Here is a 19,183-nt window from a genome sequence, read left to right on the forward strand (position 1 = left end):
CACCCGCGCTCCCCGACCGCCCCCGGTTCCACCGGCGGGCCGTCGAAGCACGTCCGGGGCGTGGTCCCGGTGCGGCACCGGCGGTCGCCGGTTCCCGCGGCGCGTCCGGACGAGCGGCCGCGGCGGCCCGACTGCGCCGGACGGGTCGGCCCGGCGGCACCCCGGCGCCCGGAACCGGCCACCGGCGTTCGCGCCGAGCTGCACGCCTACTCCGATCACTCGTTCGGTCGTTCAGCGTCCGACACCCAGAGTAGTCGCCTTCCTGTTGAAATGAATTGGCGACCAGGGATTTCCGCGCGGTGCACGAATAGTTCACGCGCGAGAAATCCGTCCGGCGGACCAACTTTAGTAGGTATTTCGACAACGATTTTCAATCCCGATCCGCGTCCTCGGAAAGCCGCCGAGAAGGCGTGGCGAACGCGAGTCCCACGACAGCGGATTCACCGCCGGCGCCCATTCCCGCCGAAGCTGGACCAGACCTCTGCCCGCCAGGGCGCGCCGGTTCGCAGCAGCACGAGCTGATCGCCGCACCGCCGCACCCGTGCCACTTCGCACCACCCGCCACCAGGCGGAACCCGTCGTCCGACCGATCGGCGCGCGGCCGAGCGCACCGTCGGCGGCGTCGACTCGGTCCCGCGGCCTCCCGGTCCCGGCCGGCAGCTCGGGGGTGCCGTCCCGGGCGCTCCAGCCGCGTGGACGGAGGATTTCCACCCGAGCCGGGCCTGCGTCTCAGGTGCGCGGCGGGCACCAGCCGGTCGCCACGAGAGCGGCAACGGGGGCGAACAGCGGAGTGGGAAGTCCGTCCCAGGCGTGCCAGCTCCACTGCTCGATCTTGTCCGGCTCGCGGACCTCGGGTCGACCCGACGCCTCGACGAGGTAGTGCAAGGTCACGAAGTGCACGCCGTCTGCGGGGAAGACGTCGTTGGTCCAGGTGATCGGTGTCGTCCGACCGGCGCGCAGGCCGGTTTCCTCTTCGAGCTCGCGGGCTGCCGCGTGCTCCGGCGCCTCCCCCGCGTCGACCTTGCCACCGGGGAACGACCACGTTCCGGCTCCATGCGCGCCGCGCCGTCGCCCGAGGAGCACGCACCCCCTGTCCACCACGATCGCGCTCGTGCCTACGAGGGGTCCTCCGGGTACCAGCGACATGGCCCCGATCATCTCATTGCTCCGGCCCGCGACTCAGCACGTCGATGGAGCGACGTCGCCCACCGTTGCCGACCTCGTGCGACCGACATCGCCCCGTCCAGGCCGGTGGTCGGCGTCAGCATCGCCAGCCTGCGAGCAGCCCGGTAGGGGTTGATCGTCCAGCGGAACGGCACGCCGGGGTTCGAGCCGAGCACATCCGCCGTCCAGGAGTTCGGCTCACCCGGTCGAACCGCGTCCACGGCTCGTGCGCTGCGGTGATCGCGTCGCGGCGGAGAGCCGGTGCGGCTCCGGGAGCACCCCATACGATTGGCGGGTGACCGACGTGCCTCCAGCAGGGCCTCCCGGCGGCGGAGAGCATCGCCGACCTCGACCCGGCCGACCTCGGCCCCCGCGCCACCCCGGAGCGGACGAAGGCGGCCCGCCGCCCGGCCCCCGATCGCGGCCCGCGCCCCGATCCGGCGAACCCGGTGGACCGCAGCCCGCGCCACCGGGCCGCCCGGCCGATCCCGACGCGACCGGACCGCGCGCCCGGCGGCGGCGACCCGACGAACCGGGTCGCGGCGGCCGACCCGGGGGCGACGAACCCGGCGGCGACTCCGCGAGCGGCCAGCCCGGCGGCGCCGGACCCGGCGCCCGCGAACCCGGACGCGGCGGGCAGCGCAGGCCGGACGGCGATCCCGGACGGGCCGGAACTCCCGGACGCGGCTCTCCCGGGCGGAACGCCGAACGCGGCGGTGCTGACCCCGGCCGACCGCGCGCGCGGCGCCGCCCACCGGGCGACCGGGCCGAGACCGAGCGGACCGGAGCCCACGCCGCTCCCGCGGCGGGCGGCGGGACGACGCCCCCGGCCGCGGGCGACCCCGGCCCGAGCACCGGCGCCACCGCCATCGGACACGGACACGGACACGGACACGGACACGGACACGGACACGGACACGGACACGGACACGACGGTCCTCCCGCCTCCCGCACCGTCAAGCGCCTGCTCGCCATCGCCCTGGTGCCGTTCGCACTCGCCGCGATCATCGGCACCGCGCTGCTCTACCCGTTCGGCCACCAGCAGCGCACCGGCGCCGACCTGGGCCTCGGCCAGTACCCGGTGAACGGCGAGGTCGTGGCCTCCGCCGCGGGCGGCTGCGGCGACACCGGCGGCTGCGTCACCCTCCAGGTGCGGATGTCGGACGGGCCGACCCCGGGCCGGACCATCGCCCAGGTGATGCCCGTCGAACCCGGCACTCCGCGGTTCGCCGTCGGCGACCGGGTGGTGCTGTCCTACGCGGGCGCCAACCCGGAGGAGGAATCGTCCTTCCAGGTGGTCGACTTCCAGCGCGGCAGTCCGCTGCTGGTGCTCGGCCTGGTGTTCGCGGTCGCGGTGCTGCTGCTCGGGCGCTGGCAGGGCCTGGCCGCGCTGGGCGCGCTGGTGCTGAGCTTCGTGGTGCTGATCGGGTTCGTGCTGCCCGCGATCCTGGCCGGGGAGAACCCGCTGCTGGTGTCCGTGGTCGGCTCCGGCCTGATCATGTTCGTGGTGCTGTACCTGACGCACGGGTTCTCCGCGCGCACCTCGACGGCGGTACTCGGCACGCTGCTGAGCCTGGCGCTGATCGGCGGGCTCAGCGCGCTGTTCTCGGCGACGACGCAGCTGACCGGGCTGGACGACGACACCTCCAGCCTCATCGCCGCGCTGGGCACGCCGATCGACGCGCGCGGCCTGCTGCTGGCGGGCATCGTGATCGGCGCGCTGGGCGTGCTCGACGACGTGACGGTCACCCAGACCAGCGCGGTGTGGGAGCTGCAGCGGGCCGATCCGTCGATGGGCTGGCGGAAGCTCTACCAGGCGGGACTGCGGATCGGGCGGGACCACGTGGCCTCGGCGGTGAACACCCTGGTGCTGGCCTACGCGGGTGCGTCGCTGCCGCTGCTGCTGGCGTACTCGCTGTCGGGCCGCAGCTTCGGGGAGATCATCAGCACCCAGGCGGTCGCCCAGGAGGTGGTGCGCACCCTGGTGGGCAGCATCGGCCTGGTCGCCGCGGTGCCGATCACCACGCTGATCGCGGCGCTCGTCGCGGCCAGGGAGACCGGTGGTGCCGACCGCGCGAGCGCGGCCGAGCGGGCCGGTGCCGCGGCGGCGGAGAGCGCCACGTCCCGTGTCCACCACCGCTCCCGCCCGCAGCCGCCGACGGCCTGAGCACCGGCGAGTGGCCCGGGTGCGCGAACCCCGTTCGAGGGCCGTGCACCCGGGCGGAGCCGCTCAGTCCAGGGTCGTGACGAAACCGGCGACGGCCTGCGGGTTCAGCTTCTGCGCCATCCGCCCCTGCGGAGCCAGCGAGGCGAGCCGGTACAGCGGGCGGGCCGCCGCTCCGTCGCCCCTGGCCTCGGACTTCAGCTGCGCCACGACCAGCTCGGAGAGCACCAGCGCGTGCGTGTCCCCGATGGACGCCAGCGCGTCGGCGATGCGCCGCAGCGCGAGCACGCCGAGCTCGCGCCCGCCGGTGCCCGCGTACATGGCCAGCGCCACCGACACGGCCTTGCCCTTCGGCGGTCCGCCGACCAGCAGGCTCACCGTCCGCATCCCGCGCACGTCGGTGATCACCAGGTCGAGCCGGTCCGCCGTCCGCAGGTCCACCGTCCGGGTGCCGAGCGCGCGCACCGAGACCTCGCCGCCGCGCAGCCACGTGGTCTTGCGGGATTCACCGAGCGCGAGCAGCAGCAGCGGCACCGCCACCACCGCCGCGCCCACCGCGAACCCGGCCGGGCCCGCGACGAGGCCGACGACGCCGCCGAACGCGGCGGCCACGACCAGCGCGGCGATCACCACGTTACGGGCGCGCTTGCGCACGGTGGCCCGGTCGAGCAGGTCCAGTTCGACGGTCTCGGCCGGGACGTCCGCGGGCTCGGTCATAGCTCCGCCACGGCCGCGGCGACCTGGGGCACCAGCTCGTCCAGCGGCACGGACCGCTGCTCACCGCTGCCGAGGTCCTTGAGCTGCGCGCTGCCCGCTTCGACGTCGCGCTCGCCGAGCACCAGCGCGAACCGGGCACCGGAGCGGTCGGCGGCCTTCATCGCGCCCTTGAGCCCCTTGCCGCCGTAGGCGATATCGGTGCGCACCCCGGCGTCGCGCAGACCAGCGGCGACGGTGACGAGGCGCCGCTTCGCGGACTCGCCCAGCGGCACGCAGTACACGTCGCACCGGGTGCGGTCCCCGACCTCGATGCCCTCGGCCTCGCAGGCCAGCAGCGTGCGGTCCACGCCGAGGCCGAAGCCGATGCCGGACAGTTCCGCGCCGCCGAGCTCCGCCATCAGCCCGTCGTAGCGGCCACCGCCGCCGATGCCGGACTGGGCGCCGAGCCCGTCGTGCACGAACTCGAAGGTCGTCTTGGTGTAGTAGTCCAGGCCGCGCACCAGCCGCGGGTTCTCCACGAAGCCCACGCCCAGGTCGGCCAGGTGCTGCTTGACCTGCTCGTAGTGCTCCTTCGACTCCGCCGAGAGGTGGTCCACCATCAGCGGGGCGTCGGCGACCAGCTCGCGCACCTCGGGCCGCTTGTCGTCGAGCACCCGCAGCGGGTTCAGCTCGGCGCGCTGCCGGGTCGCCTCGTCCAGCGGCAACCTGCCGAGGAACTCCTGCAGCTTCGCGCGGTAGTCCGGCCGGCAGGTGGCGTCGCCGAGCGAGCTGAGCTCGATGCGGTAGCCGGTGAGGCCGAGCCGCTTGTAGCCCTCGTCGGCGATGGCGATCACCTCGGCGTCCAGCGCCGGGTCGTCCACGCCGATGGCCTCCACCCCGACCTGCTGCAGCTGCCGGTAGCGCCCGGCCTGCGGCCGCTCGTAGCGGAAGAACGCGCCGCCGTACTGCAGCTTCACCGGGAGCTGCCCGCGGTCGAGGCTGTGCTCGATGACCGAGCGGATCACGCCCGCGGTGCCTTCGGGGCGCAGCGTGACCGAGCGGCCGCCGCGGTCGGCGAAGGTGTACATCTCCTTGCTGACCACGTCGGTCGATTCGCCGACGCCGCGCGCGAACAGGGTGGTGTCCTCGAACAGGGGCAGTTCGATGTGGCCGTACCCGGCGCGACGGGCCGCGTCGGCGAGCGCGTCGCGCACGGCCAGGAACCCGGCGGACTCCGGCGGGTAGTACTCGGGAATGCCCTTGGGGGCGGTGAAGGTGCTCATCAGGGGTGCTTCGCTGTCCTCAAGCTGGGGTGGGTCACCGGTCGGCGGAAACCAGGTCCTGCAGGAACGGGTTGCTCGCGCGCTCGCGACCGATGGTGGTGGTGGGTCCGTGGCCGGGCAGGACGACCGTGTCGTCGACGAGCGGCAGGATGCGGGTGCGCAGCGTGTGCAGCATCGTCGAGTGGTCGCCGCCGGGCAGGTCGGTGCGTCCGATGGCACCGGCGAACAGGGTGTCCCCGGCCAGCAGCAGCCGGCCGCCCTCGTCCGCGCCGACGCCGAACAGCACCGACCCGCCGGTATGGCCGGGGCTGTGCGTGACGCCGATGTCGAGCCCGGCGAGCTCCAGCACGTCGCCGTCGCCGAGGTCCCGGACGTCGCCGGGCGCGACCAGCGGCGGCAGCGCCGCGAACAGCTCCGCGCCCTGCGGGCCCATCGAGGCGGCGGGGTCGGTGAGCATGTACCGGTCGGCCGGGTGGATCCACGCGGGCACGTCGTGCGCGCGGCACACCTCGCCCGCGGAGAAGACGTGGTCGAAGTGCCCGTGGGTGAGCAGCACCGCCACCGGGTTCAGCCGGTGTTCGCGCAGCTGCTCGTCGAGCGCCTCGGTCGCCTCCTGGCCGGGGTCGACGATGACGCAGTCCGCGCCGTCGCCCGCGGCGAGCAGGTAGCAGTTCGCCTGCAGAGGTCCGGCGGGGAACCCGAGCACCAGCACGCGTGCGCCTTTCGTCGTCCAACACGAGATCATCGACCGCCGCGGACGGGCGGGCCGTGGCCTGTTCAGCCTAGAACATCGTCCCGCACGGTCTGCCGGTTCCGTGGAACCGGGCGGCCCATAAACTCCAGGTGTCCTGATCGTGTCGGAGCCCCCGGGGAGGGAGCAGGTGCCGAGCAACGAACAACGTCGCCAGAACGCCAAGCGCAAGCTCGAACGGCAGTTGGAGCGGCGTGCGGAGCAGGCGAAGCGACGTCGGATGATGACCCTCGGCGCCACGGTGCTGGTGGTCATCCTGGCCGTGGCGGGCGTCGTGTACTTCATCAACAGCAGCGGTGAGTCGGAGGCCGCGCCGACGTGCACCTACCAGCCGACGCCCGGCCAGCCCGCGGCGAAGCCGGTCGACCCGCCGGAGTCCCCGGGTGCCGACGCGCCGAAGACCCAGCAGGTGACGCTGAGCACCGGCCAGGGCGACATCCCGGTGACGCTGGACCACGCGAAGGCCCCGTGCGCGGCGAACAACTTCGCGCACCTGGCGGAGTCGAAGTACTTCGACGACACCGACTGCCACCGGCTGACCACCACTGAGGGCCTGAAGGTGCTGCAGTGCGGCGACCCGACCGGTACCGGTTCCGGTGGCCCCGGCTACTCGTTCGCCGACGAGGTCGACTCCCAGCCGACGTACCCGCGGGGCACGCTGGCGATGGCGAACTCGGGGCCGGACACCAACGGCAGCCAGTTCTTCATCGTCTACGGCGACTCGCAGCTGCCGCCGAACTACACGGTGTTCGGTACCGTCGGCGAGCCCGGCCTGCAGGTCGTGGACAAGGTGGCCGCGGCCGGTGACGACACCGGTCAGGGCGACGGCAAGCCGAAGCTGCCGGTGCACATCGACAGCGCGAAGGTCGCCTGACCCGCTCGCGACGTCTGCGGAGGGCCGCGGGACCGGACGGTTCCGCGGCCCTTCGCCGTTCCGGGCCTACTCGGACGCGTCCGGGACGCCTAGGCTCGGTCCGATCGGAGGTGCGCAGGTGATCGACGTGGCGGCGCTGGACCCGGCCGATCCCGGTTTCGTCGCGGACCCGTACCCGGTCTTCCGCGCGCTGCGCGAACGGGGACCGCTGCACCGGCACGAGGCGTGGGGCGCGCACGTCGCCGTCTCGCACGAGCTGTGCTCGGCGGTGCTGCGCCACCGCGACCTGCGGCGGGTGTGGGTGGACCGGGTTCCGCTGGCCGAGTTCGAGGCGTTCAACGCGCTGCACCGGCTGAGCATGCTGGAGAACGAGCGGTTGCACGGCAGGCTGCGCGCCGCCGTCGCCCCGCTGTTCCACCGCCGCGCCGTGGCCGCGATGCGCGCCACCACCACCGAGCTCGTCCGCCCGCGCCTGGACCGGCTGCGCGCGGAGATCGACGAGCACGGCCGCGCCGAGCTGATGTCCGCGCTGGCCGGGCCGGTGCCGGTGGACGTGATCGCCGCGCTGCTCGGCTTCCCGCCTGCCGAAGGCCCGCTGCTGCGGAACTGGTCGAACCGCATCGTGCGGATGTACGAGCCGGAGCTGGACGACGCGGGCCGCCGGGACGCCGAGCTGGCCGCCGGCGAGTTCCGCGGGCACGTCACCGAGCACGTCGAGCACCGCCGCGCGCACCCCGGTGTCGACCCGCTCAGCGCGCTCGTCGGCACCGGCGCGCTGGACCGCGACGAGTTGGTGGCGACGTGCGCGCTGCTGCTGATGGCCGGGCACGAGGCCAGCGTGAACGGCATCGGGAACGCCGTCGTCGCGCTGCACGACCGGCCCGCGCAGTGGCGCCTGTTCCGCGGGCTCGGGCCGGACGCGGTCGCCACCGCCGTGGACGAGCTGCTGCGCCACGACACCCCGAACCAGTTGTTCGAGCGCACCGCCGTGCGCCCGGTGGAGCTGGCCGGGACCCGCGTCGAGGCGGGCGACAAGGTCGTGGTGCTGCTGGGCGCGGCGAACCGGGACCCGACCGCGTTCGCGGCACCGGACGAGCTGGACCTGACCCGCACGCCGAACCCGCACCTGGCGCTGGGCATCGGGATGCACTACTGCCTGGGCGCACCGCTGGCCCGGCTGGAGATCGGGGTGGTGCTGGCCGAGTTCGCCGCCCGCTTCCCCGATTTCGCCCTGCTGGAGCGCCCCCGCCGCTCGGCCGCCTTCGCCCTCCGCGGCTACGACCGGATCGACATCACGGCCTGACCTTCACGCCGCCGAGGTGACCCGGTAAACGTCGTAGACGCCTTCGATGTTGCGCACCGCCTTGAGCACGTGGCCGAGGTGCTTCGGGTCGCCCATCTCGAACGAGAACCGGCTCACGGCGACCCGGTCCTTCGAGGTGGTGACGGAGGCGGACAGGATGTTCACCCGCTCGTCGGCGAGCACCTTCGTCACGTCGGACAGCAGCCGGTGCCGGTCCAGCGCCTCCACCTGGATGGCCACCAGGAACACCGAGGACGAGGACGGCGCCCAGTACACCTCGACCAGCCGCTCCGGCGACTTGCGCAGGTCGTCGGCGTTGGTGCAGTCGGTGCGGTGCACGCTGACCCCGCCGCCGCGGGTGACGAAGCCCAGGATCTCGTCGCCCGGCACGGGGGTGCAGCAGCGGGCGAGCTTGGACCACACGTCCCCGGCGTCCTTGACCACGACCCCGGAGTCGCCGGTGCTGCGGCGGCGCTGCTGCACGGTGGACGGGGTGGAGCGCTCGGCGATCTCGTCCTCGGCCTGCTCCACGCCGCCGATCAGCGCGACGAGCCGCTGCACCAGGTGGTGCGCGGAGACCTGCCGCTCCCCCACCGCCGCGTACAGCGCGGTGACGTCCACGTAGTGCAGTTCGCGGGCGACGGCGGCGATGGAGTCGGCGGTGACGAGGCGCTGCACCGGGAGCCCGAGCCGCCGGATCTCCTTGGTGATCGCCTCCTTGCCGTGCTCGATGGCCTCTTCGCGGCGTTCCTTCGCGAACCACTGCTTGATCTTCGCCTTGGCCCGGGGCGAGGCGACGAACGACAGCCAGTCCCGGCTGGGCCCGGACCCCTCCGCCTTGGAGGTGAAGATCTCGACGACCTCGCCGTTCTCCAGCTTGCGTTCCAGCGCGACCAGCCGGCCGTTGACGCGGGAGCCGATGCAGCGGTGCCCGACCTCGGTGTGCACCGCGTAGGCGAAGTCCACCGGCGTCGACCCGGACGGCAGCGTGATCACATCGCCCTTGGGGGTGAACACGAAGATCTCGCGGGTGGCGAGGTCGTAGCGCAGCGATTCCAGGAACTCGCCCGGGTCCGCGGCCTCCCGCTGCCAGTCCAGCAGCTGGCGCATCCAGGCCATGTCGTCGACCTCGACGCCGGCCTGCCCGCCGCTGCCGTTGCGGCCCTTCGTCTCCTTGTAGCGCCAGTGCGCGGCGATGCCGTACTCGGCGGTGCGGTGCATCTCGCTGGTGCGGATCTGCACTTCCAGCGGCTTGCCCTCGGGACCGATGACGGTGGTGTGCAGCGACTGGTAGACGCCGAAGCGGGGCTGGGCGATGTAGTCCTTGAACCGGCCGGGCATCGGCTGCCACAGCGCGTGCACCACGCCCATCGCGGCGTAGCAGTCGCGCACCTCGTCGACGAGGATCCGCACGCCCACCAGGTCGTGGATGTCGTCGAAGTCGCGGCCGCGGACGATCATCTTCTGGTGGATCGAGTAGTAGTGCTTCGGGCGCCCTTCGACCTTCGCGGCCAGCCGCGCGGTCTCCAGCTGCCCGGACAGCTCGTCGGTGACGGTGCGCAGGTAGGTGTCCCGGGACGGGGCGCGGTTGGCGACGAGCCGCACGATCTCGTCGTACTTCTTCGGCTGCAGGATGGCGAAGGCCAGGTCCTCCAGCTCCCACTTGATGGTGGCCATGCCCAGCCGGTGCGCGAGCGGCGCGAGCACTTCGAGGGTTTCGCGGGCCTTGCGGGCCTGCTTCTCCGGCGGCAGGAAGCGCATGGTGCGCATGTTGTGCAGCCGGTCGGCCAGCTTGATCACGAGGACGCGGGGGTCGCGGGCCATCGCGATGATCATCTTGCGGATGGTCTCGGCCTCGGCGGCAGCGCCGAGCTTCACCTTGTCCAGCTTCGTGACGCCGTCGACCAGGTGCGACACCTCGTCGCCGAAGTCCGCGCTGAGGTGCTCCACCGAGTAGTCGGTGTCCTCGACCGTGTCGTGCAGCAGCGCCGCCACCAGCGTCGTGGTGTCCATGCCCAGCTCACCCAGGATGGTGGCGACGGCCAGCGGATGGGTGATGTACGGGTCACCCGATTTGCGGCGTTGGTGGCTGTGCTTGTCCTCGGCCACGTCGTAGGCCCGCTGCAGCAGCGCCAGATCCGCGTGCGGGTGCAGCTCGCGGTGCACCGCGGCCAGCGGTTCGAGCACTTGCTTGACCTCCGCGGCGCGCTGCGCCGTGATCCGTCTGGCCAAGCGGGCGCGCACCCGCCTGGTCGCCGAGGCGGGACGCACCTGCTCGGTTGCTGCTGGGGCAGGAGACTCGACGTCTTGGCTCACCGCGCGCTCCCGGGCATGGAGGGGACGTTGCACCCGGATCTTGAAGTGGTCACGACCCGGGCATCGAGAATAACGCCGTTCGGGCTATCACCCTTCCCCGGCCGTCCCCCGAAACGTTGAACGGTCACTCTCAGCTTCGAGTCGACGGGAAAACTTCACCAGGACCGATCAGCCGGGCCGAAGATCCTCACACCGCCAGCAGCGCCTGCACGTCCGAATCCATCCGGTCCCGGCCGCCGAGCGCCGTGAGCTCCAACACCACGGACGAGGCCACCACCTTCGCGCCGGCGCGGCCGAGCAGCTCGCAGGCCGCGCGCAGCGTGCCGCCGGTGGCCAGCACGTCGTCCACCACGAGAACCCGCTGACCAGCACTGATGGTGGCCGCCGGGAGCTCCAGGCTCGCCGAGCCGTATTCCAGCTGGTAGTCCACGCGGTCGGCGACCTCCGGCAGCTTGCCCGGCTTCCGCAAGCCCACGACCCCGGTGCCGCGCGCGTGCGCGACGGCGGCGCCGAGCAGGAAGCCGCGGGCCTCGACCCCGGCCACCACGTCGAACTCCAGGCCGTCACCGAGCGCGGTCACGACCGCCGCGAACGCCTCCCCGTCGGCCAGCAGCGGGCTGATGTCGCGGAACAGGATTCCGGGCTCCGGGAAGTCCGGGACCTCGCGGATCAGCCGCGCCGCCTGCTCCAGCGCGGGGTGCAGCACCCGCACGCCGTCCGATCCCGCCATCAGCGCCGCTTCTTCCCGGTCGGGCGGCTGGACTTGCCCGCGGGCCGCCGCCGGTTCTGCGGGGCGTCGGAGCGCGCGGCGCGCTTGCCCGCGGCGCTGGACGCGCCGGCCAGGGTCCGCTCCGAGCCCTCCTCGGCCTGCTCGTCCGAAGGCTCGCCGGTCTCCTTCGCGGAACCGCGCTCCCGGCGCTGGGCGACCTTCGCCGCCTGCTGCCGGTACCGGCGGTCCCGCATCTTGAAGTCCACCAGCAGCGGCGTCGCCAGGAAGATCGACGACACCACACCGGCGATCATGCCGACCAGCTGCACCAGCGCCAGGTCCCGCAGCACGCCCACGCCCAGCAGCCAGGCGCCGACCACGAGCAGGCCGATCACCGGCAGCAGCGCGATCACCGAGGTGTTGATGGAGCGCATCAGCGTCTGGTTCACCGCGAGGTTCGCGGCCTCCGGATAGCTGCGGCGGGTCAGGCCGAGCAGCCCGCGGGTGTTCTCCTTCACCTTGTCGAACACCACGACCGTGTCGTACAGCGAGAACCCGAGGATCGTGAGCAGGCCGATCACCGTGCTCGGCGTGACCTCGAAGCCGGTGAGCGCGTAGATGCCCGCGGTGACCACCACGTCGTGCAGCAGCGCGATCAGCGCCGCCACCGCCATCCAGCGCTCGAAGTAGAACGCGAGGAACACCGTCACCAGCACCAGGAACACGCCCAGCGCCAGCAGCGCCTGCTGGGTGATCTCCCCGCCCCAGGTGCCGCTGACCGCGCTGTCGCTGACCGCGGCCGGGCTCGGCTCGCCGTCGGCGCCCAGCGGCTGGAGCCGCTGGAACATCGTCTCCTTGACCTCGGAGACCTGCGCGGTGTTCAGCGACTCGGTGCGGACCTGGATGGTCTGGCTGTTCGCGGTGCCCACCAGCTGCACCGTCTCGGCCGGGTGACCGAGCGCTTCGGTGAACGCCTCCTGCACCTGGTCCTCGCTGATCGGGCCCTGCGCGCCGACGGCCGGGACCTGCAGCTTGGTGCCGCCCTCGAAGTCGATGCCCAGGTTGAAGCCCTTGAGGCCCATCGCGCCGATGCACACCAGCACCAGCAGCCCGAGGGACACGTACCAGCGCATGCGCTTGCCGACGATGTCGAAGGCGCCGTTGCCGATGTAGAGGCGTTCGAAGACGCTCGCGCGCCGGTTTCCGCCGTCGCCGGCGGTGCTGTGGATGACCACCGTCAGGCCTCCTTCGCGCTGGAAGCACCCCGGGAGCGCGCGGAGCGCTGCTGGGCGGCGTAGCGCTGCGTCGCGCCGAGGCCGGACACCGAGGGCTTGGACAGGAACTTGTTCTTCGACGCCAGCGCCACCAGCGGGTGCGTCACCAGGAACACCACGACGAGGTCGAGCACCGTCGACATGCCGAGGGTGAACGCGAAGCCCTTCACCTGGCCGACCGCGAGCACGTAGAGCACGGCCGCGGCCAGGAAGCTCACCGCGTCGGCGGACAGGATGGTGCGCCGCGCCCGGGTCCACGCCCTGGGCACCGCGGAGCGGAACGTCCGGCCCTCGCGGATCTCGTCCTTGAGCCGTTCGAAGAACACGATGAACGAGTCGGCGGTGATACCGATCGCGACGATGAACCCGGCGATGCCCGCCAGGTCGAGGGTGAAGCCGATCCACCGCCCGAGCAGCACGAGCACGCCGTAGACGATGCCGCCGGAGAGCACCAGCGACAGCACCGTGAGCACGCCGAGCAACCGGTAGTAGGCCAGGCAGTACACCGCGACCAGGAGCAGGCCGATGCCACCGGCGATCAGACCGGCCTCCAGCGCGGCGACGCCCATCGTCGCCGACACCGTCTCGGCCTCGGACTGGTCGAACGCCAGCGGCAGCGAGCCGTACTTGAGCACGTCGGCCAGGTCCGTCGCGGACTGCTGGTTGAAGCTGCCGCTGATGGAGGCGTTGCCGCCGAGCAGCGCCACGTTGATCGTCGGCGCGGAGACGACCTCGCCGTCGAGCACGAACGCGGCCTGCTGGCCGACGTTGGCGGAGGTGAAGTCCGCCCAGCGCTTGCCCCCGTCGGCGGTGAAGTCCAGGCTCACCGTCCAGTTCGGCTCCTGCTGGTTCGGCGGTTGGGCCGCCGCGTTGGCGATGTCGGTGCCTTCCATGAACACCGGCTCCAGCACGTACTTCTGCGCCTTCTGCTGGTCGCAGGCGACCAGCGGGAGCTTCGGGTCGGCGTTGCCGCGCAGCGGGTCCTCGGCGTTGCAGTCCAGGGCCGCGAGGGCCTGCATCTGCACGTTCGGGTCGGTGCTCTGCCGGGTCTTCTTCGCCTCGTCGATCGCCGCCTGCTGGGCTTCCGGGTCGGCGGGCTGCTGGGCGTGGGCGGCCTGCGGCGCGGTCCCGGAGGGCTGGCCCGGCTGCGGCGGCGGGGCCTGCGCGGGCGCCACCATGTTCGGCACGACCTTGCGGAAGCTCAGCTCCGCGGTCTGGCCGAGCTGCTTGGCCTGGTCGCCGCCCTCGCCGGGCACGGTGATCACCAGGTTGGAGCCGTCCAGGTTCACCTCGGAACCGCTGATGCCCATGCCGTTGACGCGGGTCTCGATGATCTGGCGCGCCTGGGTCAGCGACTCCTGCGTCGGCGGCCGGCCGTCCGGGGTGCGCGCGGTGAGCGTCACCCGGGTGCCGCCCTGGAGATCGATGCCCAGCTTCGGGTCGGGCTTCTGATCGCCGGTGAGGAATACCAATCCGTACAACGCCACGACGATCAGCGCGAAGATCGCGAGGTAACGCCCTGGGCGGATCTGCCCGGCCGGAGGTGCCACGGTGCGTCGGTCTCCTGTCCACTGTCTACGGAATGCGGGCGGGACATCGGCACGCGCAGGGCGGAGCGCCCGCGATCTGATGCCCCGGATGATCGGCCGCTCCAGGTGTCCCCGGAACGGCCGTTGATCACAGTACGCGCCCGAACAGCACGAGCACGCCGCACGATCTGGGAAGGCCCGCGACCAGTCTGCCAGGCGGGTGGTGCGGACGGACGCGAGGGGCGGCCGCGCGGGGCCGCGAACTGGGGATATCGCCCGAGTCGGGCGCGGACCGGCGGAGTTCGGCGCGGTTCGTAAACCCGCCACGCCGGTGCTCGGCGGAGGTCCACTTCGGCTGCTCGGCGGAACGCGGGCGTGCCGGGGAGGTGCGCGCGGCTGCGCCGGGGCGCGCGGCGGGCCGGGGGGGGGGGGGGGGGGGGGGGGGGGGGCGGCCCCCGCCCCCCCCCCCCCGCGCCGCCCCGCGGGGGGGGGCGGGGCCGCGGCCGGGGGGGGGCGGGGGGGGGGGGGGGGGGGGCGGGGGGGGGGGCCGCGCCGGCGCGGGGTGCGGGGTGGGCCCGCCCGCGGACGGCGCCGCCGGACGGCCCGCGGTCGGGCCGGTCCGGGAACGCGGCGGCCGGCCGGTGCGGTCACCGGCCGTACCGGATTCAGCTGGTCTTCTGCTTCTCGATCGGCTCGGCGATCTGCGCGGAGGACTCGGAGGTCGCCTCGGTGGCGTCCTTCTGCTCGCCCTCGGCCTCCTTCGCCTCGGCCGCCGGGGCGGCCTCGTCCTGCTCGGTCGCGGGGGCCTCGGCGGCCTCCTCGGTGGTGACCTTCTCGCGGACGGCGGCACGCACCCAGGTGGTGACGACGCCCGGCGCGATCTCCAGGTCGATGCTGTCGTCCGCGCTGGACACCACGGTGCCGAACAGCCCGGAGGTCGTCATCACCCGGTCACCCGCGGTCAGCGAGTTCTGCAGCTTCTGCTGCTCCTGCACGGCCCGCTTCTGCTTGCGCGCCTGCAAGAACATCGGCACGGCCAGCAGCACGATCAGCAGCGGCAGAAACAAGGATTCGAAAGACATCATGCTCCGTTTCGGCGGACGCCGTGGGATTCGCCCGACCACCAGCCGGGGCGCCCGAATTGTTCGGATGTAGCGCTTCCAGTGTGCCAGCCGTGTCGATGGGCGCGCCGCCGCCCACTGGCCACGCGGGCCGAACCGGGCTCCGGCGGCGGCCATCGGGGCCGTCGACGCCGCGCAGCCTATCGCCCGCGGGGTGGCCGGTCTCACAGCCCACCTGCCGCCGGAACCGCCCCGCGGCGGCCGCTACTCGAACAGCACGGCCTGCGATTCGCCCGGCGCGTGCGGCGGCGGGGTCAGGCCCACGTGCTGCCAGGCGGCGACGGTCGCGACCCGGCCGCGCGAGGTGCGGGCGAGCATCCCCGCGCGCACCAGGTACGGCTCGCAGACCTCCTCGACCGTGCTCGGCTCCTCCCCCACCGCGACCGCGATGGTGGTGATCCCGACCGGACCGCCGTGGAAGGAGCGCACCAGCGCCGAGAGCACCGCGCGGTCCAGCCGGTCCAGGCCGAACTCGTCCACGTCGTAGACCTCCAGCGCGGACCGCGCCACCTCCAGCGTGACCGCGCCGTCGGCGCGCACCTCCGCGTAGTCGCGGACCCGGCGCAGCAACCGGTTCGCGATGCGGGGCGTCCCCCGGGAGCGGCGGGCGATCTCGACGGCACCGTCCGGGCGCAGGTCCACGCCGAGGATCCCGGCGGAGCGGCGCACCACCAGCTCCAGCTCGGCGGGCGAGTAGAACTCCATGTGCGCGGTGAACCCGAACCGGTCCCGCAGCGGGCCGGTCAGCGTCCCGGACCGGGTGGTGGCGCCGACCAGCGTGAACGGCGCGATCTCCAGCGGGATGCTGGTGGCGCCCGGGCCCTTGCCGACCACGACGTCGACCCGGTAGTCCTCCATCGCCAGGTACAGCATCTCCTCGGCGGGGCGGGCGATGCGGTGGATCTCGTCGATGAACAGCACGTCGCCCTCGGCGAGGTTCGACAGCATCGCCGCCAGGTCGCCGGGCCGTTCCAGCGCGGGCCCCGAGGTCACCCGGATCGCGGAGCCCAGCTCCGCCGCCATGATCATCGCGAGGCTGGTCTTGCCGAGCCCGGGCGGGCCGGAGAACAGCACGTGGTCGGGCTGCTCGCGGCGGTTGAGCGCGCCGTGCAGCACCAGTTGCAGCTGCTCGCGCACGCGGGGCTGGCCGACGAACTCGCTGAGCCTGCGCGGACGCAGCGTGCTCTCCACGTCCTGCTCGGCCGGTTCCTGCTGCGGGTCCAGCGGCGCCTCGCCGGGCAGCGCCTGCCGGGCCGGGAGCTGGCCGGGCAGGAGTCCCGCGTGCGGGTCCTCGTCCTCGTGCGGAGCGCTCATCGCGGGCCCAGCGCGGCCAGCGCCTTGCGCAGCACGGCGGAGGTGTCGGCGGGCGCGCCATCGGCGGCGAGCACGGCTTCCACGCTCTGCTCGGCCTGCTTCGCGGAGAACCCGAGACCCACCAGCGCTTCGGCGACCTCGGTGCGGAGCCGGCCGCGGTCCGGGGCGCCGGGCAGCTCGCCGGAGCCGTTCCCGGCGAGGGTGCCGACCTTGTCCCGCAGCTCCAGGATCAGCCGCTCGGCGCTCTTCTTCCCGATGCCGGGCACCTGGGTGAGCGTGGTGAGGTTGCCGTCCGCGAGCGCGTGGCACAGCTGGTCCGGCGAGAGCACCGCCAGCGTCGCCAGCGCCAGCCGCGGCCCCACCCCGGACGCGGTCTGCAGCAGCACGAACAGGTCGCGCGCCTCCGGGTCGGCGAAGCCGTACAGGGTCAGCGAGTCCTCCCGCACGACGAGCGTCGTCGCCAGCAGCGCCTCCTCGCCGCGGCGCAGCCCCGCGAGCGTGGCGGGCGTGGCGTGCACGGCGTGCCCGAGGCCGCCCACGTCGATCACGGCGTGGTCCAGCCCGATCGAGAGCACCGGCCCGCGTACCGAAGCGATCATCCTGTGAGGTCTCCTCTGCCTGCCGGGGGACGCCGCGCGTCCCGCAGCCGTTGCCGGTGCGCCTTGGCCAGTTCCGCGGCCTTCGCCTCCGCCGCGGCCAGCCGCGAGCTCATCGGCGCCCGCCACAGGTGGCAGATGGCGAGGGCGAGCGCGTCGGCGGCGTCGGCGGGCCGGGGTGCTTCGCTGAGCCCGAGGACCTTGGTGACCATGAGCGTGACCTGCCGCTTGTCCGCGCGACCGGAGCCGCTGATCGCGGCCTTGACCTCGCTCGGCGTGTGGAACGCGACCGGCAGCCCGCGGCGGGCGGCGGCCAGCGCCACCACCCCGGAGGCCTGGGCGGTGCCCATCACCGAGCGCACGTTGTGCTGGCTGAACACCCGCTCGATGGCCACCACCTCGGGCTGGTGCGCGTCCATCCACTGCTCGACGGCGTCGGCGACCGCCTTGAGCCGCATGGGCAGCTCGTCACCGGGCGGGGTGCGCACGACGCCGACGGCGACGCAGGAGATGTGCCGGTTCCGGCCGCCGTCCACCACGCCGATCCCGCAGCGGGTCAGCCCGGGGTCGACTCCCAGCACGCGCACGACTTCCTCCTCGGCCTTCAGCTCACCCGGGAACACCCGTTCGACACTCTAGCGCCCGCGCGGCCCCGCACCCGCGCACGACACACCCGATGATCACCCGTCCGCGCGCCGCGCGCCGCACCGCCCCCGCGGTCACGGGCCGTCGACGCCGGGCGTCCACCGCTCCGGGGCGCCGCTCTCGGTCAGCACCGGCTGGTACTCGGCGAACCCGCCGGGCGCGTCCGGTTGCCACGGGAAGGTGCCGTCCGGCGCGGCGACGATCAGCTGCACCGCCGGGAAGTCCGCTCCCTTGTAGACGGCGAACGCGCTGCCCAGGTACTCCGGGTAGTGCCGCTTCGCGATCCGCTCGAAGGTGACCGGGCAGCCCTCCAGGAAGCCCGCGTACAGCTGCCCGGGGCTGAACCGCTCGCCGCCGGAGACCCGCGCGACGTAGGTGTCCACCACCGCCTGCGCCACGTCCCGGGGCAGGCCGATCACCACGACCTCGGGTTTGCCGAAGCGTCGCCACGCCCCGACGGAGAACGCGTGGGCGGCACCGCTGTCGTCCGCCGCCACGTGCACCACGGCGGCGCCGTGCCGCTCCGCGGTGTCCACCAACCACTGCCGCAGCTGCTCTTCCGTCTCCGCCACGGGCGCCATTCTGCCGATTCTCATCCGATCGGGGGAGCCCCGGGGACCGGTGGCGCGGGCCGCGCCGCCGGGTGCCGGCGCGTCCCGCGCGCCGATCAGGCGTCCAGCTCCGCCATGACCTCGTCGGAGGCGTCGAAGTTGGCGTAGACGTTCTGCACGTCGTCGCAGTCCTCCAGCGCGTCGATCAGCTTGAAGACCTTGCGCGCGCCCTCCGCGTCCAGCGGGACGTTCACCGAGGCCAGGAAGCTCAGCTCCGAGGAGTCGTACTCGATCTCGGCCGCCTGCACCGCCTTGCGGACCTCGACCAGGTCGGTCGGCTCGCACAGCACCTCGAAGCTCTCGCCGAGGTCGTTGACCTCTTCGGCGCCCGCCTCCAGCACCGCGCCGAGCACGTCGTCCTCGGTGAGCCCGTTCTTCGGCACGATCAGCACGCCGCGCCGGGAGAACATGTACGACACCGAGCCCGCGTCGGCCATCGAACCGCCGTTGCGGGTCATCGCGGTGCGGACCTCGCCCGCGGCGCGGTTCTTGTTGTCGGTGAGGCACTCGACCAGCACCGCGACGCCGTTCGGGCCGTAGCCCTCGTACATCAGGGTCTGCCAGTCGGCGCCGCCGGCCTCTTCGCCGCCACCGCGCTTGCGGGCGCGCTCGATGTTGTCGACCGGCACCGAGTTCTTGCGCGCCTTCTGCATGGCGTCGTAGAGGGTCGGGTTGCCGTCCGGGTCTCCCCCGCCGGTCCGCGCCGCGACCTCCACGTTCTTGATGAGCTTCGCGAAGAGCTTGCCGCGCTTGGCGTCGACGGCGGCCTTCTTGTGCTTGGTGGTGGCCCACTTGGAGTGGCCGCTCATCTTTCCTCCGTCTTTCCACGCCGT

General features: G+C 73.1%; 17 protein-coding genes. 3 read left to right on the forward strand and 14 right to left on the reverse strand.

Annotation, left to right across the window (positions count from 1 at the left end):
• Positions 1–729: 729 nt before the first annotated feature.
• On the reverse strand, positions 730–1,158 hold the full coding sequence (locus LCD35_RS11155) for an NUDIX domain-containing protein (protein ID WP_308012553.1): 429 nt from the start codon (positions 1,156–1,158) through the stop codon (positions 730–732).
• 988 nt (positions 1,159–2,146) lie between these two features.
• Between LCD35_RS11155 and LCD35_RS11160 the strand changes: the two genes are divergently transcribed.
• Entirely contained in the window at positions 2,147–3,331 is a 1,185-nt protein-coding gene (locus tag LCD35_RS11160; protein WP_308011235.1) for a YibE/F family protein, read from the forward strand.
• A 63-nt stretch (positions 3,332–3,394) separates the two neighbouring features.
• Here the strand turns inward: LCD35_RS11160 and LCD35_RS11165 are convergent, their stop codons facing one another.
• From LCD35_RS11165 to LCD35_RS11175, 3 genes are read right to left on the reverse strand one after another with little or no spacing between them, the layout of a single operon-like run.
• Positions 3,395–4,045 (reverse strand): hypothetical protein, encoded by a 651-nt coding sequence (locus LCD35_RS11165; protein ID WP_224957005.1) that lies wholly within the window; start codon positions 4,043–4,045, stop codon positions 3,395–3,397.
• Complete coding sequence (gene hisS / locus LCD35_RS11170) at positions 4,042–5,307, reverse strand: histidine--tRNA ligase (RefSeq protein ID WP_224957006.1); 1,266 nt, start codon at positions 5,305–5,307, stop codon at positions 4,042–4,044. Before hisS ends, LCD35_RS11165 begins: the two co-directional genes overlap by 4 nt.
• Positions 5,308–5,341: 34 nt before the next feature.
• On the reverse strand, positions 5,342–6,019 hold the full coding sequence (locus LCD35_RS11175; RefSeq protein WP_224957007.1) for an MBL fold metallo-hydrolase: 678 nt from the start codon (positions 6,017–6,019) through the stop codon (positions 5,342–5,344).
• A gap of 169 nt (positions 6,020–6,188) precedes the next feature.
• Here LCD35_RS11175 and LCD35_RS11180 point away from each other — a divergent pair, with 169 nt between their 5' ends.
• Positions 6,189–6,932 (forward strand): peptidylprolyl isomerase, encoded by a 744-nt coding sequence (locus LCD35_RS11180; RefSeq protein ID WP_224957008.1) that lies wholly within the window; start codon positions 6,189–6,191, stop codon positions 6,930–6,932.
• A 118-nt stretch (positions 6,933–7,050) separates the two neighbouring features.
• A complete protein-coding gene (locus LCD35_RS11185) occupies positions 7,051–8,235 on the forward strand; it encodes a cytochrome P450 (RefSeq protein WP_224957009.1) in 1,185 nt (394 codons plus the stop codon).
• A 3-nt stretch (positions 8,236–8,238) separates the two neighbouring features.
• Here the strand turns inward: LCD35_RS11185 and LCD35_RS11190 are convergent, their stop codons facing one another.
• From LCD35_RS11190 to LCD35_RS11235, 10 genes are all read right to left on the reverse strand, one after another.
• Positions 8,239–10,551 carry a bifunctional (p)ppGpp synthetase/guanosine-3',5'-bis(diphosphate) 3'-pyrophosphohydrolase gene (locus LCD35_RS11190; RefSeq protein WP_224957011.1) on the reverse strand — a complete coding sequence of 771 codons (2,313 nt, stop codon included), beginning with the start codon at positions 10,549–10,551 and terminating at the stop codon, positions 8,239–8,241.
• 187 nt (positions 10,552–10,738) lie between these two features.
• A complete protein-coding gene (locus LCD35_RS11195) occupies positions 10,739–11,281 on the reverse strand; it encodes an adenine phosphoribosyltransferase (RefSeq protein ID WP_224957012.1) in 543 nt (180 codons plus the stop codon).
• Positions 11,281–12,501, reverse strand: coding sequence for a protein translocase subunit SecF (secF, locus tag LCD35_RS11200; RefSeq protein WP_255614726.1), 1,221 nt, complete (start codon positions 12,499–12,501; stop codon positions 11,281–11,283). Before secF ends, LCD35_RS11195 begins: the two co-directional genes overlap by 1 nt.
• A complete protein-coding gene (secD, locus tag LCD35_RS11205) occupies positions 12,498–14,084 on the reverse strand; it encodes a protein translocase subunit SecD (protein ID WP_224957014.1) in 1,587 nt (528 codons plus the stop codon). The genes secF and secD overlap by 4 nt, the downstream gene beginning before the upstream one ends.
• A 644-nt stretch (positions 14,085–14,728) precedes the next feature.
• Positions 14,729–15,145: a preprotein translocase subunit YajC gene (gene yajC / locus LCD35_RS11210; RefSeq protein WP_224956190.1), complete on the reverse strand. Its 417-nt coding sequence runs from the start codon at positions 15,143–15,145 to the stop codon at positions 14,729–14,731.
• Between the two features lie 243 nt (positions 15,146–15,388).
• Entirely contained in the window at positions 15,389–16,498 is a 1,110-nt protein-coding gene (gene ruvB, locus LCD35_RS11215; protein ID WP_224956191.1) for a Holliday junction branch migration DNA helicase RuvB, read from the reverse strand.
• Entirely contained in the window at positions 16,495–17,097 is a 603-nt protein-coding gene (gene ruvA, locus LCD35_RS11220; RefSeq protein WP_225044138.1) for a Holliday junction branch migration protein RuvA, read from the reverse strand. Before ruvA ends, ruvB begins: the two co-directional genes overlap by 4 nt.
• Positions 17,094–17,681, reverse strand: coding sequence for a crossover junction endodeoxyribonuclease RuvC (ruvC, locus tag LCD35_RS11225; protein WP_224956193.1), 588 nt, complete (start codon positions 17,679–17,681; stop codon positions 17,094–17,096). Before ruvC ends, ruvA begins: the two co-directional genes overlap by 4 nt.
• Positions 17,682–17,813: 132 nt before the next feature.
• Positions 17,814–18,320, reverse strand: coding sequence for a DUF4262 domain-containing protein (locus LCD35_RS11230; RefSeq protein WP_224956194.1), 507 nt, complete (start codon positions 18,318–18,320; stop codon positions 17,814–17,816).
• An 86-nt stretch (positions 18,321–18,406) separates the two neighbouring features.
• Entirely contained in the window at positions 18,407–19,159 is a 753-nt protein-coding gene (locus LCD35_RS11235) for a YebC/PmpR family DNA-binding transcriptional regulator (RefSeq protein WP_224956195.1), read from the reverse strand.
• Positions 19,160–19,183: the final 24 nt, after the last annotated feature.

The sequence above is a fragment of the Saccharopolyspora sp. 6V genome, from assembly GCF_020176785.1.
In the GTDB taxonomy this organism is placed as follows: Bacteria; Actinomycetota; Actinomycetes; order Mycobacteriales; family Pseudonocardiaceae; genus Saccharopolyspora_C; species Saccharopolyspora_C gregorii.